This is a genomic window from Corynebacterium sp. HMSC06D04 (assembly GCF_001807315.1).
GTDB lineage: Bacteria > Actinomycetota > Actinomycetes > Mycobacteriales > Mycobacteriaceae > Corynebacterium > Corynebacterium simulans.
Genome location: NZ_KV788529.1, coordinates 148063 through 163545, shown reverse-complemented (window position 1 = coordinate 163545; position 15483 = coordinate 148063). Strand labels below are relative to the sequence as shown.

The 15483-nt window shown below is 58.3% G+C and carries 23 protein-coding genes; 7 read left to right on the top strand and 16 right to left on the bottom strand.

Translation table 11 applies throughout. The features are described from left to right. The first annotated feature begins 120 nt into the window (after window positions 1-120). Window positions 121-732 (top strand): GNAT family N-acetyltransferase, encoded by a 612-nt coding sequence (locus HMPREF3155_RS03160; protein ID WP_061920509.1) that lies wholly within the window; start codon window positions 121-123, stop codon window positions 730-732. A gap of 18 nt (window positions 733-750) precedes the next feature. Here the strand turns inward: HMPREF3155_RS03160 and rpsQ are convergent, their stop codons facing one another. Genes rpsQ through rpsJ form a run of 11 tightly spaced genes read right to left on the bottom strand, consistent with a single transcriptional unit; the run spans window position 751 to window position 5929 of the window. Beyond that, the gene (gene rpsQ, locus HMPREF3155_RS03155) at window positions 751-1035 is read right to left on the bottom strand and encodes a 30S ribosomal protein S17 (RefSeq protein WP_061920507.1); all 285 of its coding nucleotides are present in this window, start codon (window positions 1033-1035) and stop codon (window positions 751-753) included. A 2-nt stretch (window positions 1036-1037) separates the two neighbouring features. Continuing rightward, a complete protein-coding gene (gene rpmC, locus HMPREF3155_RS03150; protein ID WP_061920505.1) occupies window positions 1038-1268 on the bottom strand; it encodes a 50S ribosomal protein L29 in 231 nt (76 codons plus the stop codon). Then, window positions 1268-1684, bottom strand: coding sequence for a 50S ribosomal protein L16 (gene rplP / locus HMPREF3155_RS03145; protein WP_061920502.1), 417 nt, complete (start codon window positions 1682-1684; stop codon window positions 1268-1270). Before rplP ends, rpmC begins: the two co-directional genes overlap by 1 nt. A 3-nt stretch (window positions 1685-1687) precedes the next feature. Further along, complete coding sequence (gene rpsC / locus HMPREF3155_RS03140) at window positions 1688-2434, bottom strand: 30S ribosomal protein S3 (RefSeq protein ID WP_061920500.1); 747 nt, start codon at window positions 2432-2434, stop codon at window positions 1688-1690. Further along, window positions 2434-2796 (bottom strand): 50S ribosomal protein L22, encoded by a 363-nt coding sequence (gene rplV, locus HMPREF3155_RS03135; protein WP_061920498.1) that lies wholly within the window; start codon window positions 2794-2796, stop codon window positions 2434-2436. Before rplV ends, rpsC begins: the two co-directional genes overlap by 1 nt. A gap of 3 nt (window positions 2797-2799) precedes the next feature. Continuing rightward, the gene (gene rpsS, locus HMPREF3155_RS03130; protein WP_005527741.1) at window positions 2800-3078 is read right to left on the bottom strand and encodes a 30S ribosomal protein S19; all 279 of its coding nucleotides are present in this window, start codon (window positions 3076-3078) and stop codon (window positions 2800-2802) included. 13 nt (window positions 3079-3091) lie between these two features. Continuing rightward, a complete protein-coding gene (rplB, locus tag HMPREF3155_RS03125; protein ID WP_061920496.1) occupies window positions 3092-3928 on the bottom strand; it encodes a 50S ribosomal protein L2 in 837 nt (278 codons plus the stop codon). Window positions 3929-3963: 35 nt separating this feature from the next. Next, a complete protein-coding gene (gene rplW / locus HMPREF3155_RS03120; RefSeq protein ID WP_061920494.1) occupies window positions 3964-4266 on the bottom strand; it encodes a 50S ribosomal protein L23 in 303 nt (100 codons plus the stop codon). Continuing rightward, window positions 4266-4928, bottom strand: coding sequence for a 50S ribosomal protein L4 (gene rplD / locus HMPREF3155_RS03115; protein WP_061920492.1), 663 nt, complete (start codon window positions 4926-4928; stop codon window positions 4266-4268). Before rplD ends, rplW begins: the two co-directional genes overlap by 1 nt. Then, complete coding sequence (rplC, locus tag HMPREF3155_RS03110) at window positions 4925-5581, bottom strand: 50S ribosomal protein L3 (protein ID WP_061920490.1); 657 nt, start codon at window positions 5579-5581, stop codon at window positions 4925-4927. The genes rplD and rplC overlap by 4 nt, the downstream gene beginning before the upstream one ends. 42 nt (window positions 5582-5623) lie before the next feature. Next, window positions 5624-5929, bottom strand: a complete 306-nt coding sequence (gene rpsJ / locus HMPREF3155_RS03105) for a 30S ribosomal protein S10 (RefSeq protein ID WP_003848085.1) — start codon at window positions 5927-5929, stop codon at window positions 5624-5626. A gap of 678 nt (window positions 5930-6607) precedes the next feature. On the opposite strand from rpsJ, the gene HMPREF3155_RS03100 reads away from it, so the two are divergent. The 6 genes from HMPREF3155_RS03100 to HMPREF3155_RS03075 are packed head-to-tail and all read left to right on the top strand — an operon-like array spanning window position 6608 to window position 9672. Further along, complete coding sequence (locus HMPREF3155_RS03100; RefSeq protein ID WP_061920488.1) at window positions 6608-7135, top strand: Asp23/Gls24 family envelope stress response protein; 528 nt, start codon at window positions 6608-6610, stop codon at window positions 7133-7135. Window positions 7136-7164: 29 nt separating this feature from the next. Continuing rightward, on the top strand, window positions 7165-7503 hold the full coding sequence (locus tag HMPREF3155_RS03095) for a hypothetical protein (RefSeq protein WP_235590995.1): 339 nt from the start codon (window positions 7165-7167) through the stop codon (window positions 7501-7503). A gap of 11 nt (window positions 7504-7514) precedes the next feature. Next, complete coding sequence (locus HMPREF3155_RS03090; RefSeq protein ID WP_061920486.1) at window positions 7515-7709, top strand: DUF2273 domain-containing protein; 195 nt, start codon at window positions 7515-7517, stop codon at window positions 7707-7709. Then, window positions 7709-8545 (top strand): Asp23/Gls24 family envelope stress response protein, encoded by an 837-nt coding sequence (locus HMPREF3155_RS03085; RefSeq protein WP_061920483.1) that lies wholly within the window; start codon window positions 7709-7711, stop codon window positions 8543-8545. The genes HMPREF3155_RS03090 and HMPREF3155_RS03085 overlap by 1 nt, the downstream gene beginning before the upstream one ends. Continuing rightward, window positions 8538-9113, top strand: a complete 576-nt coding sequence (locus tag HMPREF3155_RS03080) for a DUF6286 domain-containing protein (RefSeq protein ID WP_061920482.1) — start codon at window positions 8538-8540, stop codon at window positions 9111-9113. The genes HMPREF3155_RS03085 and HMPREF3155_RS03080 overlap by 8 nt, the downstream gene beginning before the upstream one ends. Beyond that, a complete protein-coding gene (locus HMPREF3155_RS03075) occupies window positions 9106-9672 on the top strand; it encodes an Asp23/Gls24 family envelope stress response protein (protein ID WP_070432547.1) in 567 nt (188 codons plus the stop codon). Before HMPREF3155_RS03080 ends, HMPREF3155_RS03075 begins: the two co-directional genes overlap by 8 nt. On the opposite strand, the gene HMPREF3155_RS03070 is transcribed toward HMPREF3155_RS03075, so the two are convergent. The 5 genes from HMPREF3155_RS03070 to rpsL all read right to left on the bottom strand — a co-directional run bounded on the left by HMPREF3155_RS03070 (window position 9669) and on the right by rpsL (window position 15430). Then, complete coding sequence (locus tag HMPREF3155_RS03070) at window positions 9669-10385, bottom strand: hypothetical protein (RefSeq protein ID WP_070432546.1); 717 nt, start codon at window positions 10383-10385, stop codon at window positions 9669-9671. The two genes, HMPREF3155_RS03075 and HMPREF3155_RS03070, sit on opposite strands and share 4 nt — an antisense overlap. Before the next feature lie 112 nt (window positions 10386-10497). Beyond that, window positions 10498-11688 carry an elongation factor Tu gene (gene tuf, locus HMPREF3155_RS03065; protein ID WP_061920476.1) on the bottom strand — a complete coding sequence of 397 codons (1191 nt, stop codon included), beginning with the start codon at window positions 11686-11688 and terminating at the stop codon, window positions 10498-10500. 418 nt (window positions 11689-12106) lie between these two features. After that, window positions 12107-14236, bottom strand: a complete 2130-nt coding sequence (gene fusA / locus HMPREF3155_RS03060) for an elongation factor G (protein WP_062042304.1) — start codon at window positions 14234-14236, stop codon at window positions 12107-12109. A 348-nt stretch (window positions 14237-14584) separates the two neighbouring features. Beyond that, the gene (gene rpsG / locus HMPREF3155_RS03055) at window positions 14585-15052 is read right to left on the bottom strand and encodes a 30S ribosomal protein S7 (RefSeq protein ID WP_042529270.1); all 468 of its coding nucleotides are present in this window, start codon (window positions 15050-15052) and stop codon (window positions 14585-14587) included. A 6-nt stretch (window positions 15053-15058) separates the two neighbouring features. Beyond that, window positions 15059-15430 (bottom strand): 30S ribosomal protein S12, encoded by a 372-nt coding sequence (gene rpsL / locus HMPREF3155_RS03050; protein ID WP_046646811.1) that lies wholly within the window; start codon window positions 15428-15430, stop codon window positions 15059-15061. Window positions 15431-15483: the final 53 nt, after the last annotated feature.

Below are 15483 nucleotides of genomic sequence, written 5' to 3'. Positions count from 1 at the left end.
TTCATATACAACGTCATAATTCCGGCACACAGTGTTAATAGATGCGACCAATGCGTTTTAGCGATAGTCTCTACCATGCGTTACAAACTACCACTTTTAAAGAGATTGGAGACTACGCTAATGGGCCACTACAAACCAGGACAGATTCCCGTCGGCGAAGCAAAAGAACTCTTCGAACTTCTAACTCGTTGCGACAAGGACTTCACTCCCCCGCTCTCGCAGCGCGCGGCCGTTGGACAGACCGACTGGGACAGCCAGGGAGCGAATACGGGAATCAAAGACTATTACGAGTCGTTGATCGAAAAGGCCACCATCATCACGGTCACCCGCAACAACAAGTTGGCAGGGTTCTGCGCTTATTACTATCCCTATCAATGGCAGGGCCAAAGCTACCTATACGTGAGCACCGCGGTCACCGCGCCCGAATGGCGCAAGCACGGACTCACTAACGCGTATGTGCGCCATATCTGCACCGCCGCAATGCGGTTGAAATGCCCCATCCTGGCCAAGACTTGGTCTACCAACAAGCAGAGTATGACGGCACTATCCCGCTATGCCGATAGAGCAGACACGCTTTGCGACGACCGCGGTGTCGGCATCGACACTGTCTACTGGGAGACCACGCTAGATACGTTGCTATACCGGGCAGCGCGACGAACGCTTAAAAAATACGCGCATATGAAAAGCCGGCCGAGCCTTCTTCCTAAAGGAGGAAAAGCTCGGCCGGCTTAAGTGTTGAAAAGCTAGGTTTTACTTAGCCTTCTCAACGACCTCGACGAGACGGAAGTGCTTGTCCTTAGACAGCGGGCGGGTCTCGGCGATCAGAACGCGGTCGCCGACGCCGGCGGTCTCGTTCTCGTCATGTGCCTTAACCTTCTTGTTAGAGCGCATGATCTTGCCGTAAAGCGCGTGCTGCTTGCGATCCTCGAGCTCGACGACGATGGTCTTATCCATCTTGTCGGAAACTACGATACCGATGCGGGTCTTGCGCGCACCGCGCTCCTTCTTTACTTCGTTCACGTTTGCCTCACTCATGATTAAGCCTCAGCTCCCGGAACTACGGACAGGCCCAGCTCGCGCTCGCGAAGAACGGTGTAGATGCGGGCAATGTCGCGCTTAACCGTGCCGATGCGGCGGTTGTTGGTCAGCTGGCCGGTAGCCTTCTGGAAACGAAGGTTGAACAGCTCTTCCTTCGCATCCTGCAGACGCTTTTCCAGCTCAGCGTTGTCGAGCTCACGGAACTCGTGGGCGGGGGTACCGGTTGCCATTAGAACTGGTCCTCCTTCTTGATGATGCGGACCTTGCAAGGAAGCTTCTGGCCTGCGCGGCGCAGTGCCTCAATTGCGGTGGCCTCGTTCGGGTAGGACATCTCGAAGAGGACGCGGCCCGGCTTAACGTTGGCGACCCACTTCTCAACCGGGCCCTTACCGGAACCCATACGAACGCCGAGCGGCTTCTGGGTCAACGGACGGTCCGGGAAGATGTTGATCCACACCTTGCCACCACGCTTGACGTGGCGGTTGATGGCAATACGTGCGGCCTCAATCTGACGGTTGGTGATGTAAGCCGGCTCGAGAGCCTGGATTGCGTAATCACCAAAGTTGATGCGGTTACCGCCCTTGGAAACACCGGTACGGGTAGGACGGTGCTGGCGGCGGTACTTAACGCGCTTAGGAATCAGCATGGATTAGCCCTCCTGCTTCTGCTGTGCGCGCTGACGACGCTGGCCACCACGGCGCGGACGACCGTTACGGTCACCGCGGCCACGGCCCTGCGCCGGAGCGTTCAGTTCGGATTCGCGTACGCCACCGACGACGTCACCCTTGTAGATCCACACCTTGATGCCAATGCGGCCGAAGGTGGTGTGAGCCTCTGCGGTGCCGTAGTCGATCTCGGCGCGAAGAGTGTGCAGCGGAACGCGACCCTCGTGGTAGCGCTCGGTACGGGACATCTCGGCGCCGCCCAGACGACCGTTCAAGAGGATCTTAATACCCTTGACCTGCGGCTGGCGCATAGCGGACTGGATAGCCTTGCGCATTGCACGACGGAATGCAACACGGTTAACCAGCTGCTCGGCGACGGACTGAGCAACGAGGGTTGCGTTTGCGTCGACCTGCTTGACCTCGAGAATGTTGAGGGCGACCATCTTGCCGGTGAGCTTCTCGAGCTCGCGGCGGATGCGGTCTGCCTCAGCACCGCGGCGGCCGATCACGATGCCTGGGCGGGCGGTGTGAATGTCGACGCGTACGCGGTCACGGGTGCGCTCGATAACGACGTCGGCAATGCCGGCGCGGTCGAGGCCCTTCTCGAGGTACTGACGGATCTTGATGTCTTCGGCTACGTAGTTCGCGTAGTCCTTATCGGCGAACCAGTGGGTCTTCCAGTCGGAAGTGATGCCCAAACGTAGGCCGTGAGGATGGATTTTCTGGCCCATTACTTGGCCCCTTCCTTCTGGCTCTCGACCACCACGGTGATGTGGCTGGTGCGCTTACGAATCATGAATGCACGGCCCTGTGCGCGTGGCTGGAAACGACGCATGGTCGGGCCCTCGTTGGCGTATGCCTCGGAGACGACCAGGGTGCGTGGGTCCAGACCGAAGTTGTTCTCAGCGTTAGCAGCTGCAGAAGCAACAACCTTAGCGACTGGCTTAGCAGCGCCCTGCGGAGCGTACTTCAGGATTGCAAGTGCCTCGGCTACGGACTTGCCGCGAACCAGATCGATGACACGGCGTGCCTTCATCGGAGTAACGCGGACGTAGCGGGCCGTTGCGGATGCGGAGGTGATGGTTTCACTCATCGCTTATCGACGTCCCTTCTTATCGTCCTTGATGTGACCCTTGAAAGTCTTGGTTGGTGCGAACTCACCGAGCTTGTGGCCGACCATGGAGTCCTCTACGAACACCGGCACGTGCTTACGTCCGTCATGGACGGCGAAGGTGTGACCGATGAAGTCAGGCAGAATGGTCGAGCGGCGAGACCAGGTCTTGATGACCTGCTTGGTGCCAGCCTCGTTCTGAGCATCCACCTTGTTGAGGAGGTGCTCATCGACGAACGGGCCTTTCTTAAGGCTGCGTGGCATTGTTTACCTCCTCTTAGCGCTTCTTGTTCGGGCGACGACGGCGCACGATCATGTTGTTCGAGTAACGGTTCGGGTTGCGGGTGCGACCCTCCTTCTTGCCCCATGGGGACACAGGGTGGCGACCACCGGAGGTCTTACCCTCACCACCACCGTGTGGGTGGTCAACCGGGTTCATGACGACACCACGGACGGTCGGGCGAACGCCCTTCCAGCGCATACGGCCGGCCTTACCCCAACGGATGTTCATCTGGTCAGCGTTACCGACCTCACCCACGGTTGCGCGGCAACGGATGTCGACGCGGCGGATCTCGGAGGACGGCATACGCAGGATTGCGTACTTGCCTTCCTTACCCAGCAGCTGGATGGAAGCACCAGCGGAGCGAGCAAGCTTAGCGCCTGCGCCCGGCTTGAGCTCCACAGCGTGGATGGTGGTACCGGTTGGGATGTTGCGCAGCGGCAGGTTGTTACCAACCTTGATGTCGGCGTTAGCGCCGGCCTCAACGATGGTGCCCTGCTTCAGGCCCTTAGGGGCGATGATGTAGCGCTTCTCGCCATCTGCGTAGTGCAGAAGAGCGATGTTTGCGGTGCGGTTCGGGTCGTACTCGATGTGAGCAACCTTTGCCGGGATACCGTCCTTGTCCGTACGACGGAAGTCGATCAGACGGTAACGACGTTTGTGGCCACCGCCGATGTGGCGGGTGGTGATGCGGCCGTAGTTGTTACGACCACCAGTCTTGGTCAGCGGGCGCAGCAGGGACTTCTCCGGAGTGGAACGAGTGATCTCCTCGAACTCGGACACGGAGGATGCGCGGCGACCCGGAGTTGTCGGCTTGTACTTACGAATAGCCATAATTCTTCCTTTTCCTTTCGGCTCTCCGGTGGCGCTTAAGCGCCGCCGCCGAAGATGTCGATGGAGTCGCTGCCTTCGCGAAGCGTCACATAAGCGCGCTTGGTGGACTTACGCTGACCGAAACCGGTGCGGGTGCGCTTACGCTTACCTGCACGGTTGACGGTGTTCACGGAGTCAACCTTTACGCCGAAGATCTGCTCGATGGCATCTTTGATCTGGGTCTTGTTGGAGTCCGTGGAGACGTAGAACGTGTAGACGTTCTGCTCCATCAGGCCGTAGGACTTCTCGGAAACGACCGGTGCGATGACAATGTCACGCGGGTTAGCGAGCTTAGCCATTACTTCTCCTCCTTAACTTCCTCGTTCGCACCCTGAGCGCGAGCGACGAAGGTGTGCAGAGCCTCAACGGAGAACACAACGTCGTCAGAGTAAAGGACGTCGTAGGTGTTCAGCTGGCCTGCGTCCAGGATCTGGACGTTAGGCAGGTTGTTGGCGCTGCGGCGAGCGTTGATGTCCTCGCGGCCGACAACGAGCAGCACGTTCTTGCGCTCGGTCAGACGCTCGATGAAAGCCTTAGCCGCCTTGGTGGACGGGGTCTGGCCCGGGACGAGCTCTTCGATTACGTGGATACGCTCGTTGCGAGCGCGGTCGGACAGTGCACCAAAGAGAGCAGCCTTGATCATCTTCTTAGGGGTGCGCTGTGCGTAGTCGCGCGGAACCGGGCCGTGGGAGATGCCGCCACCTGCGTAGTGCGGTGCGCGGATCGAGCCCTGGCGTGCACGACCGGTGCCCTTCTGGCGGAAAGGCTTACGGCCACCGCCGGAAACCTCGCCACGGGTCTTTGCCTTGTGGGTGCCCTGGCGCGCAGCAGCAAGCTGAGCGTTGACAACCTGGTGCATCAAAGCGATGGATGCCTCGGTGTCAAAGATCTCTGCTGGCAGCTCGACAGAGCCGTTGGTCTTACCCTCAGCGGTCTGGACGTCTAGCTTGAGGTTGCTCATGCGTGTGCACCGCCCTTCACTGCGGTCTTAACGGTGACGAGGCCACCGCGTGCACCAGGGATAGCACCCTTGATGAGCAGCAGGTTGGACTCGGCATCGATCTTCTGAATCTTCAGGTTCTGGGTGGTCACACGGTCGTGGCCCATGCGGCCAGCCATGCGGGTGCCCTTGAAGACGCGAGCCGGGGTAGCGCAGGCGCCGATGCCGCCGACGCGGCGGTGAGCAGCCTGGTTACCGTGGGCAGCACCCTGACCTGCGAAGCCGTGGCGCTTCATGGCGCCAGCGTAGCCGTGGCCCTTGGTCGTGCCGGTGACGTCAACGAAGGTGATGCCCTCGAAGATGTCAGCGGTAACTTCCTGGCCAACCTCGTAAGCAGAGGTGTCATCCATGCGGATTTCGGCAACGTGGCGACGTGGGGTTACGCCAGCCTTCTTGAAGTGACCTGCGGCAGGCTTGTTTGCCTTGCGTGGGTCGATTTCGCCAAATGCGATCTGGATGGCGTTGTAGCCATCGGTTTCTGCGGTGCGAATCTGGGTAACAACGCACGGCCCAGCTTCAACGACGGTAACCGGTACAACGCGGTTTTCCTCGTCGAAGATCTGGGTCATGCCGAGCTTCTTGCCCAGAATGCCCTTGATCTCGTTTTCACTCATTGTTAGTTCTCCACCAAATATCTATTCGTCGATCGCTTTACACTACTGAATGTTTACGTCGACGCTGGCCGGAAGGTCGATGCGCATCAAAGCGTCAACGGTCTTCGGGGTCGGGTCGAGAATGTCGATGAGGCGCTTGTGAGTGCGCATCTCGAAGTGCTCGCGAGAGTCCTTGTACTTGTGCGGAGAACGAATAACGGCGTATACGTTCTTCTCGGTTGGGAGCGGCACTGGGCCAACAACACGAGCACCCGTACGGGTAACGGTCTCGACGATCTTCTTTGCAGAAGCGTCGATAGCCTCGTGATCATAGGCCTTCAGCCGAATGCGGATTTTTTGTCCCGCCACGCTTATCCTCTTCCTCGCTACCCCACATTCACATTCCCGGCGTATCCGGGGCGTGAAGCGGTGGGAATTGCTTCTCGATTTCTCTATAACGTTGTCCGGACTCTAGGGCCTGGGCGCAACGCCAGTTGTCTGACTGTCATGACGACCAAAAGTTGCGACCTGGCAATAAACCTGGTTGCAGTGCTTTCGACGGGGTACAAGACCCGTAAGTCAAAGTTCTATAGAAAGAGGACGGTTCCTCACGCATTACACGTGGAGGCACAAATCCAATTCATATACTGCCGCTGTTTATTTGCCATGCCCCTTCTCCGGTCCATTCGCTCGGGATGTCTCTACTAAACGCGGACCTAGCCCGATTGAATGACCTTCTCGGCACACACTTAAAAAGTGCCCACCTGCGAAGGTGTCATGTTCGCTTTACCAGCAACTTTGTTGAATATCGGGGGTGTTTCACCCACGATTTCCAAACGCCGTTGTGTTAAAGCAACCCTTGTATTTAAGCATGTAATCGCGCGTTTTCCAAACTTTTTTCCAAACCGTGTGCAAAGTCACGTTTTCCAAAAGATTGCACCTCAGCACCCCACAATGTCCGCATTCAGATATAGGCTCGGAAAGGTAGCTTTCTTGTTAAGGCGAAACTTCCCGCAATCAAGTCCCTATAGATAAGGAATAAGCACAATGACCGCTAATACCCCAGCGAATACTGATCAGAACGCTGCCCAGAACACCGCACAGAACGCAGCAACTTCCACCGAGCAGGCAAACACCGCCGCTGCTGCCCCGGAGGTCAACAAGAACCTGGAAACCGAGTACGGCACCACCACTATCGACGACGCCGTGGTTTCCAAGATCGCTGGCATCGCCGCCCGCGAGGTTTCCGGCGTTGCCGCACTGGGCGGTGGCGGCGCACGCATGATGGGATCCATCCGTGAGTCCTTCGGCGCATCCGAGGATGTACGCCAGGGCGTAACGGTTCAGGTCAACAACGCTGTTGCCACCATCGAAGTTGCCATCATCGCCGAGTACGGTGTTGCTATCCACGAGCTGGCTGAGGCTATCCGCCGCAACATCATGAATGCTGTCGAGCGCATGACCGGCCTGGGCGTTGAGCGCGTTGACGTTGTGGTCCACGACGTCAAACTGCCAAAGGAAGACACTGCCAGCGAGCAGGCCTCCAACAACGCTTTGGCACAGGGCCAGGAATAGGCCTTTCAAAGACTAAGGCAGTTATTTAAATGATGGAGTCCACTCCGGAGCGCTTTGAACTAGATGCCGCTGCTGCACATCGCATCGTCGACTCAGTAGCAGGCATCCAGGGCGTCGCCAAGCTGCATCCCGGTTCTTTCGGCGAAGTTGCGTTGCTTTACCCCGGCAAGCGCATCGGCGGCATAAAGCGCCCGAGTCCGCGCGACGATAGCCATATCGAGGTACACCTTGTAATCGACGTCGCGAAGCGCATTCCGGTTGCCACAATCGCGGACGCCGCCCGCACCGCGGCGCTCGAGGCCTGCCCGGGACTGCAACGCGTTGATGTCGTCGTGGCTGATGCTTTAAGCAGCGCACTGGAAGATTAAGAAGGAAAATTATGAAGAACTACTCCACGCTGGGCATTGTTGCCGGTCTGGTTTTGGCCTTTTTCATCCACCTTGGCCTGTGGCCCACGGTGTTGGCCATCCTGCTTGCCGCCATCGGTGGTGTTGTAGGTGCGCACTTCGACGGCCGTATCGACCTCACCGCCGTGTGGTATGGAATTATCGGCAAGGATAAAGGGCAGGGATAATGCCATCTGCCACGCCACAACAGCGCACTGATGGCACCTTGCGGTTTACGCACAAGGCTCTCGAACACATTGTCACTAGCGCCATCGCTTCCGTCCCCGGGACCGAAGCCATCGACGCCAAGCTCGCCGGCTTAGCTGGGCGCGCATTTCCGCGCCTGCTTATCCAGAGCGATCCTGCTTCCGAGGTGCTAGCGGTGGATGCCTCGATCGCGGTGACCTGGCCGAGTCCTGTCACAGACGTAGCGAAGTCGACCCGCAAAGCCATCGAGGAATGGGTTGCGGCCTATACCGGCTACCGCACCACCCGCGTCAACGTCACCGTTGCCGCAGCAGTACCGGGCGAGCGCGTGTCAGGCCCTGCCGTCGACGCGCGACAAACGCCACGGGCAATCACTCCGCGGTCACTTCCGGAGCGCCAGCTTAAACCGATAACCACCAACCATACGGTGCCAATACGCAATATAGATGCGCCTGCCCCGCAACCGGTGCGCTCTATCGACGCTGACAGCGCTCCGCTTCAGGTCGCGTCCGTACGCGCCCCGGAGCCAACTAGGCTTTTGCAGGTAACGGCGCCCACGCCTAACCACGTCCGCCCTGTCACCGCTCCCAATCCCGTCGCCGTACGCAGCGTGGCCGCTCCTCGGCCGCTGCAGCCGCGTCCGGTAAGTGCTCCCCGCCCGGTTGCGCTGCGCACAGTCCGCGTACCCGAGCCAGCACCTGTCCGCCAGGCCTCACTGCAAGGTACCGCGCCGGTTCGGCATGTTGTAGCGCCCCGTCCACAGCCACTGCGCGAAATCACAATCAACCCTATGTACAGAGGGGGCCAGGATGTCTAAGAAAGATGCTCTCCCGCAGGGCTTTGGCCAAAGGCCGGCGGCATCCCCTGCAGCCCGTAAATGGGCCGTTGTCCTCGGAATCGTTTGCTTGGGCGCCGCAGCTTTTCTCGGAAGGGAAACGTGGGCTGTCAGCACTAAAGCCAATTCCTGGCTGCAGCCTTTCATCGACGTGATGTCACAGGACGCGGTCGAAACCTGGATGCTGATAGGCGGCGGCATCGCTATTGCCATTGGCCTTATCTTGCTCATTGCGGTGTTCAAACCACGCAAAAAGACACATACCAGGCTCTCCTCCGACACCGCCTCGATGTGGCTGCGCTCGGTAGACATCGCGCGCGTAGCCTCAGCCGCTGCGCGCCGCGTGCCCGGCGTCAGTGCTGCCCGTAGCCGCGCAGTAATCAGCAAGAAGAAGATCGGCGTCGATATCACCGTCAACGGCGACACTGAGGACAATCTGTTGGTCAGCCGCGTGGAAGAGGCTGTATCGCAAGCCCTTTCCTCGTTGGAGCGCGCCCCACAGCTAAAAGTAAAGGCAGAAAATCTCCCGGAGGTCGATAATCATGTCTAAGGGCTTGGCAGCATTCGACCGTTTCTTGTTATTCCTCATCGCCGTAGTCCTCATTGCGCTAGGGCTTTGGCCGATCCTCATCCATTTTGAGGTTCCCTTCGCCACTTCCCTGGCACGCTGGGTTGATCACGACGCTTGGGCAGCACTGCCTAGCGCTAATTGGTGGCCGGTAGCGCTGGGTGCAGCCACCATGCTCCTAGCGGTAGCCGGCATCTGGCTCATCGTGGCGAACTTGCGCCACCGGCGCTTCAACAACGTCGCATCCGATTCTTCGAATGATGAAGGCGCCATTTCCACCAATATGCAAGCTATTGCTGGTGCCGTGGCCAAAAGCTTTGATGCTCTCGACGGAGTCGAGAAGGTTCACCGGTTGGTGGCCTATGACCGTGCGCGGCCGACCTTGCAATACAAGATAGAAGCCAGCGCGGATATGCCACTAGATGAGCTAACCAAGGCTGTCGAAACCAGCGAGAAGGACTTCCGCTCAGCTTTTCCCGACGCCAATCTAGATACCGTGTACAAGCTGCACTTTAGCCAGGTTAAGGCACTGAAGGACTAGTCAATGTAGCCATCGGCGGCATCAGGGGCGGATTCAGCGAGGAGTACCTCGGTGACCGCCCCAAATTCATGCGTAACCCCACGTGACAGCGATACTTGCAAAGGCTTCCCGGGGCTACACTGCAGAATCTGCTTCCAGGAATAGTCAGCACGTTGCAGGCAGCGCCGTGCAATTTTAAATGCATGTAAGCCGTGGTCCAAAAGGATGGTTTCCAGCTCGGTGCGGATAAGCCACGCCCGCTCCCCTACGTTGCGCCTTTTCAACCCGCTGAGCTGGCGTGAATCTTGCTTTAGGCGGGTAATTGACTCCACTACGCCATAGCGATGTTCGATGGACTCCGAGTCCTTGATAACAAGAGGTCGACCAGGCCCCACTGGCCGAACAGCCGAGTACTGCCACGCCACCGGCTGCCGCGGACCATCATCGCTGGTACGGCGAATGACCACATTTGCCTCGTCAATAGTCACGCGCTCACGCTGGGTGACGAGTAGCCACAATCCTTCCTCCACGCGGCCGTCGCCAAGCGGCAGTGTCGGTGGATGCAACCGCGCCATTTGCTCCAACGCACGAACCATATCCGCGTCGTCAGCACCCCATCCGAGGCCTTGGTTGGCCAGCATTGCAAACAGCGTGCCCAAGGGCAGCTCCGGCTGACCTTCCCACGCAGCTTTCAGAGCCTGCAGGGTGCGGTCGATGCGTGTGGGATCAAGCATGGCTCATAGCTTAACTGGCGCGGGAGCAAGACACGCAAAAAGCCACCGCCTTCCCGGAAAGGGAAAGCGGTGGCTTTAAAGGGCGTTACTTTAAACGCTCAAGCAAATGCTCTTACTTGATGATCTTGGTAACGCGGCCAGCGCCGACGGTGCGGGAGCCCTCGCGGATAGCGAAGCGCAGGCCCTCGTCCATAGCGACCGGCTGGATCAGCTCGACAGACATCTCGACGTTGTCGCCAGGCATAACCATCTCGGTGCCCTCAGGCAGCTTGATGACGCCGGTAACGTCGGTGGTGCGGAAGTAGAACTGCGGACGGTAGTTGTCCATGAACGGGGTGTGGCGGCCGCCCTCTTCCTTCTTCAGGACGTAGACGGAACCCTCGAACTGGGTGTGAGGGGTGTAAGCGCCCGGCTTGATAACAACCTGGCCACGCTCAACCTCTTCACGCTTGGTACCACGCAGAAGCAGGCCACAGTTGTCGCCAGCCTCGGTGTAGTCCATCATCTTGCGGAACATCTCGATACCGGTAACGGTGGTGGAGATGGACTTCTCCTGGATACCGATGATCTCAACGTCCTCGTTGACGTTCAGGGAGCCACGCTCAACACGGCCGGTAACAACGGTACCGCGGCCGGTGATGGTGAAGATGTCCTCGATAGGCATCAGGAACGGCTTGTCCAGCTCGCGCTCCGGATCCGGGATGGAGTCATCGCAAGCCTGCATGAGGTCGACAACAGCCTGTACCCACTTCTCGTCGCCCTCAAGAGCCTTCAGAGCGGAGATGTGAACGATCGGAGCTTCCTCGTCGTAGTCCTGCTCAGCGAGCAGCTCGCGGATCTCCATCTCGACGAGCTCGATGATTTCCTCGTCGTCAACCATGTCGCACTTGTTCAGTGCAACGAGGATGTAAGGAACGCCAACCTGGCGAGCCAGAAGAACGTGCTCGCGGGTCTGCGGCATCGGGCCATCGGTTGCAGCAACAACCAGGATAGCGCCGTCCATCTGAGCAGCACCGGTAATCATGTTCTTGATGTAGTCGGCGTGGCCCGGAGCGTCAACGTGTGCGTAGTGGCGCTTCGGGGTGGAGTACTCAACGTGGGAGATGTTGATGGTAATACCGCGCTCCTTCTCCTCAGGAGCCTTATCGATCATGTCGAATGCGAAAGCGGTGTTCTCCTCAGGGTACTGGTCAGCCAGAACCTTGGTGATCGCTGCGGTGGTGGTGGTCTTGCCGTGGTCGACGTGTCCGATGGTGCCGATGTTAACATGCGGCTTCGTACGCTCGAACTTCTCCTTTGCCACTGTTTGTCCTCCTGGACTCTATGGCGGCTGCATAGGCAGCCACGTGGTTGGTTAATGTCATTGGCACTTGGAACGAAAACTCCGAAGCGCTAATGACGCTTTCTTTACGTGCCAGTTACACGATCCTAGATTTATGCCGCAGTTTTTTCAAACCGCCTAAATAGGAGGTAACCCCGCGCATGTTGTGCGGTCGTTGACCCTCGACAAGAATCTGATAACGGATCCTGGGAGGGTAACGGCCGGCTCAACCAACACTTTTTGCAAGTGCAAGTTCAGCCAACCGCTACCCAACCAGTTGCCTCACGCGGGAGAAAAGCTGCAAGCTCTTGCCCCGCCCCGCAACTGGAATCTACTGGCAAAGACTACCAGCCGTATGCGGGGCTGAAGCGTGAGGGGGTGGCGATTGCCTTAAGGCTAGTTAGGCCTTGTTGCCGGTGCGCTCTTCGATGATCTCGGTTGCAACGGAGGAAGGAACCTCAGCGTAGGAATCGAAGACCATGGTGAAGTTTGCGCGGCCAGCGGTGGAAGAACGCAGGTCGCCGATGTAACCGAACATCTCGGACAGCGGAACCTTTGCCTTGACAACCTTTGCGCCGGAGCGGTCTTCCATAGCGAAGACCTGGCCACGACGGGAGCTGATGTCACCGTTAACGGTGCCCATGTACTCCTCAGGGGTAACAACCTCAACGGCCATGACCGGCTCAAGAAGGACTGGCTTTGCCTTAGCAACAGCTTCCTTCAGAACCTGGGAGCCAGCGAGCTTGAAGGCCATCTCGGAGGAGTCGACGTCGTGGTAAGCGCCGTCCTCGAGGGTTGCCTTGATGTTAACCAGCGGGAAGCCAGCGAGGTAGCCGTACTGCATTGCGTCCTGGATACCAGCGTCGACGGAAGGGATGTACTCCTTCGGAACGCGGCCACCGGTGACGGCGTTCTCGAACTTGTAGGTTGCGGACTCGCCCTCCTCCAGCGTCTCTGGGTCCGGGTTGTAAGGCTCGATGGTGACGATGACCTTTGCGAACTGACCAGAACCACCGGTCTGCTTCTTGTGGGTGTAGTCCAGGGACTGAACCGTCTTGCGGATGGTCTCGCGGTAAGCAACCTGTGGGTTACCGATGTTTGCCTCGACCTTGAACTCGCGCTTCATACGGTCAACCAGAACGTCGAGGTGGAGCTCGCCCATGCCGCCGATAACGGTCTGGCCGGTCTCTTCGTCGAGCTCGACGGTGAAGGTTGGGTCCTCAGCAGCGAGCTTCTGGATAGCGGTACCCAGCTTCTCCTGGTCAGCCTTGGTCTTTGGCTCGATGGAAACCTTGATAACCGGCTCCGGGAAGTCCATGGACTCGAGGATGATTGGGTTGTCCTTGTCGCACAGGGTGTCGCCCGTGGTGGTTTCCTTCAGGCCGATAACTGCGTAGATGTTACCTGCGTCAGCCTGCTCAACAGGGTTTTCCTTGTTGGCGTGCATCTGGAACAGCTTACCGATGCGCTCCTTCTTACCCTTGGTGGAGTTGAGCACCTCGGTACCTGGGAAGACCTGGCCGGAGTAAACGCGAACGAAGTTCAGCTGGCCGAAGAACGGGTGTGCAGCAATCTTGAAGGACAGTGCGGAGAACGGGGAGGAAACAGCCGGCTTGCGGGTAACCTGCTCGTCCTCGTTACCAACAGCGTGGCCAATGACCTCACCGACGTCCAGCGGGCTCGGAAGGAAGTCAACGACCGCGTCGAGCAGCGGCTGAACGCCCTTGTTGCGGTAAGCGGTACCACACAGAACCGGGTAGATCTCGGAGTTGATGGTCATCTTGCGGATTGCTGCCTTGATCTCGTCAAGGGTCAGCTCCTCGCCGCCGAAGTACTTCTCCATGAGCTCTTCGTCAGACTCAGCAACAGCCTCGAGCAGCTTCTCGCGGTACTCTTCAGCCTTCTCCTGCAGGTCAGCAGGGATCTCCTCGATGGTCGGTTCAGCACCGGTCTCGACCTTGCCGCGCCAAGTGATGGCACGCATGTTCAGCAGGTCAACAACACCGTCGAAGTCGTCCTCAGCGCCGATTGGCAGCTGCAGAACCAGTGGCTTAGCGCCGAGGCGATCGATGATGGTCTGAACGGTGAAGTAGAAGTCAGCGCCCAGCTTGTCCATCTTGTTGACGAAGCAGATACGCGGAACGTCATACTTAGCAGCCTGACGCCACACCTGCTCGGACTGTGGCTCAACGCCTTCCTTGCCGTCGAAGACAGCAACAGCGCCATCCAGGACACGCAGGGAACGCTCGACCTCAACGGTGAAGTCAACGTGACCCGGGGTGTCGATGATGTTGATCTGGTTGTTGTCCCAGAAACAGGTAACAGCAGCGGAGGTAATGGTGATACCGCGCTCCTTCTCCTGCTCCATCCAGTCAGTGGTGGATGCGCCATCGTGCGTCTCGCCGACCTTACGGTTAATACCGGTGTAGAAGAGAATACGCTCGGTGGTGGTGGTCTTACCAGCATCGATGTGAGCCATGATGCCGATGTTGCGGACCTTGTGAAGGTCCTTAAGCACTTCTTGTGCCACGGTTTTACCCCAACTTATTTATCGTGGACGCTTCGCGCCGGTTCCCCGCTTTCAAAGCGAGGTTCCAGCACCAATCCGTCCGCATGGATAGGTCTTTATTAATTTTGCCACGTCTCGGCCGTCTTAGCAGCCGCAGGGCTACTAAAACTTCCAGCGGTGCACCTTAATACACCTTTATGTAGCCCGCCTCCCCAAGCTAGCCGTCTGCCCACAAGGAGAAGACACCAGCTTAGAAAAATGGCCCGAGCAACGATATGAAGTTATGTTTGCAGTTTCAACCGCAGAAAGCGGGTGGAACTGTTCAGCAAAACTATTACGTTGCTCGGACCATAGGCATACGCTGGAAAATTACCAGCGGTAGTGTGCGAAGGCGCGGTTTGCCTCAGCCATCTTGTGGGTATCTTCACGACGCTTCACGGAAGCACCAAGACCGTTGGATGCATCCAGGATCTCGTTAGCGAGACGCTCGATCATGGTGTTCTCACGACGCTGGCGGGTGAAAGTCACCAACCAACGCAGAGCGAGGGTGTTAGCGCGAGCCGGCTTAACCTCAACTGGCACCTGGTAGGTAGCACCACCGACACGGCGGGAGCGAACCTCGAGGTCCGGGCGGATGTTGCCCAGAGCCTTCTCCAGGGTGCCGACTGGGTCGGTACCGGTCTTCTCACGGCAAGCCTCGAGTGCACCGTAGACGATGCGCTCTGCGGTGGACTTCTTGCCATCGAGGAGGATCTTGTTCACGAGCATGGTGACCTGCTCGGAGTTGTATACCGGGTCCTTAACTACAGGACGCTTCGGAGCAGCATTCTTACGCATTGTTGATTACTGTCCCTTCTTTGCACCGTAGCGGGAACGAGCCTGCTTGCGGTCCTTAACGCCCTGGGTATCCAGTGCGCCACGGATAATCTTGTAACGAACACCCGGGAGGTCCTTAACACGACCGCCGCGGACGAGCACCATGGAGTGCTCCTGCAGGTTGTGGCCCTCGCCTGGGATGTACGCGGAAACCTCGATACCGGAGGTCAGGCGAACACGAGCGACCTTACGCAGTGCAGAGTTCGGCTTCTTCGGGGTGGTGGTGTAAACGCGGGTGCAAACGCCACGACGCTGAGGGGAGCCCTTCAGCGCTGCGGTTGCGACCTTGGAGCGCTTATCATGGCGGCCCTTACGGACCAGCTGCTGAATAGTTGGCATAAATCTAGTCTTTCTGTATGACTTCGGCTGAACTGACCGATGCTGCCCAAACA

Excerpts from the sequence above, each read along its gene's own strand:
- HMPREF3155_RS03160 (WP_061920509.1), top strand. The coding sequence starts at position 121 with ATGGGCCACTACAAACCAGGACAGATTCCCGTCGGCGAAGCAAAAGAA.
- rpsQ (WP_061920507.1), bottom strand. The coding sequence starts at position 1,035 with ATGAGTGAGGCAAACGTGAACGAAGTAAAGAAGGAGCGCGGTGCGCGC.
- rpmC (WP_061920505.1), bottom strand. The coding sequence starts at position 1,268 with ATGGCAACCGGTACCCCCGCCCACGAGTTCCGTGAGCTCGACAACGCT.
- rplP (WP_061920502.1), bottom strand. The coding sequence starts at position 1,684 with ATGCTGATTCCTAAGCGCGTTAAGTACCGCCGCCAGCACCGTCCTACC.
- rpsC (WP_061920500.1), bottom strand. The coding sequence starts at position 2,434 with ATGGGCCAGAAAATCCATCCTCACGGCCTACGTTTGGGCATCACTTCC.
- rplV (WP_061920498.1), bottom strand. The coding sequence starts at position 2,796 with ATGAGTGAAACCATCACCTCCGCATCCGCAACGGCCCGCTACGTCCGC.
- rpsS (WP_005527741.1), bottom strand. The coding sequence starts at position 3,078 with ATGCCACGCAGCCTTAAGAAAGGCCCGTTCGTCGATGAGCACCTCCTC.
- rplB (WP_061920496.1), bottom strand. The coding sequence starts at position 3,928 with ATGGCTATTCGTAAGTACAAGCCGACAACTCCGGGTCGCCGCGCATCC.
- rplW (WP_061920494.1), bottom strand. The coding sequence starts at position 4,266 with ATGGCTAAGCTCGCTAACCCGCGTGACATTGTCATCGCACCGGTCGTT.
- rplD (WP_061920492.1), bottom strand. The coding sequence starts at position 4,928 with ATGAGCAACCTCAAGCTAGACGTCCAGACCGCTGAGGGTAAGACCAAC.
- rplC (WP_061920490.1), bottom strand. The coding sequence starts at position 5,581 with ATGAGTGAAAACGAGATCAAGGGCATTCTGGGCAAGAAGCTCGGCATG.
- HMPREF3155_RS03100 (WP_061920488.1), top strand. The coding sequence starts at position 6,608 with ATGACCGCTAATACCCCAGCGAATACTGATCAGAACGCTGCCCAGAAC.
- HMPREF3155_RS03095 (WP_235590995.1), top strand. The coding sequence starts at position 7,165 with ATGATGGAGTCCACTCCGGAGCGCTTTGAACTAGATGCCGCTGCTGCA.
- HMPREF3155_RS03090 (WP_061920486.1), top strand. The coding sequence starts at position 7,515 with ATGAAGAACTACTCCACGCTGGGCATTGTTGCCGGTCTGGTTTTGGCC.
- HMPREF3155_RS03085 (WP_061920483.1), top strand. The coding sequence starts at position 7,709 with ATGCCATCTGCCACGCCACAACAGCGCACTGATGGCACCTTGCGGTTT.
- HMPREF3155_RS03080 (WP_061920482.1), top strand. The coding sequence starts at position 8,538 with ATGTCTAAGAAAGATGCTCTCCCGCAGGGCTTTGGCCAAAGGCCGGCG.
- HMPREF3155_RS03075 (WP_070432547.1), top strand. The coding sequence starts at position 9,106 with ATGTCTAAGGGCTTGGCAGCATTCGACCGTTTCTTGTTATTCCTCATC.
- HMPREF3155_RS03070 (WP_070432546.1), bottom strand. The coding sequence starts at position 10,385 with ATGCTTGATCCCACACGCATCGACCGCACCCTGCAGGCTCTGAAAGCT.
- rpsG (WP_042529270.1), bottom strand. The coding sequence starts at position 15,052 with ATGCGTAAGAATGCTGCTCCGAAGCGTCCTGTAGTTAAGGACCCGGTA.
- rpsL (WP_046646811.1), bottom strand. The coding sequence starts at position 15,430 with ATGCCAACTATTCAGCAGCTGGTCCGTAAGGGCCGCCATGATAAGCGC.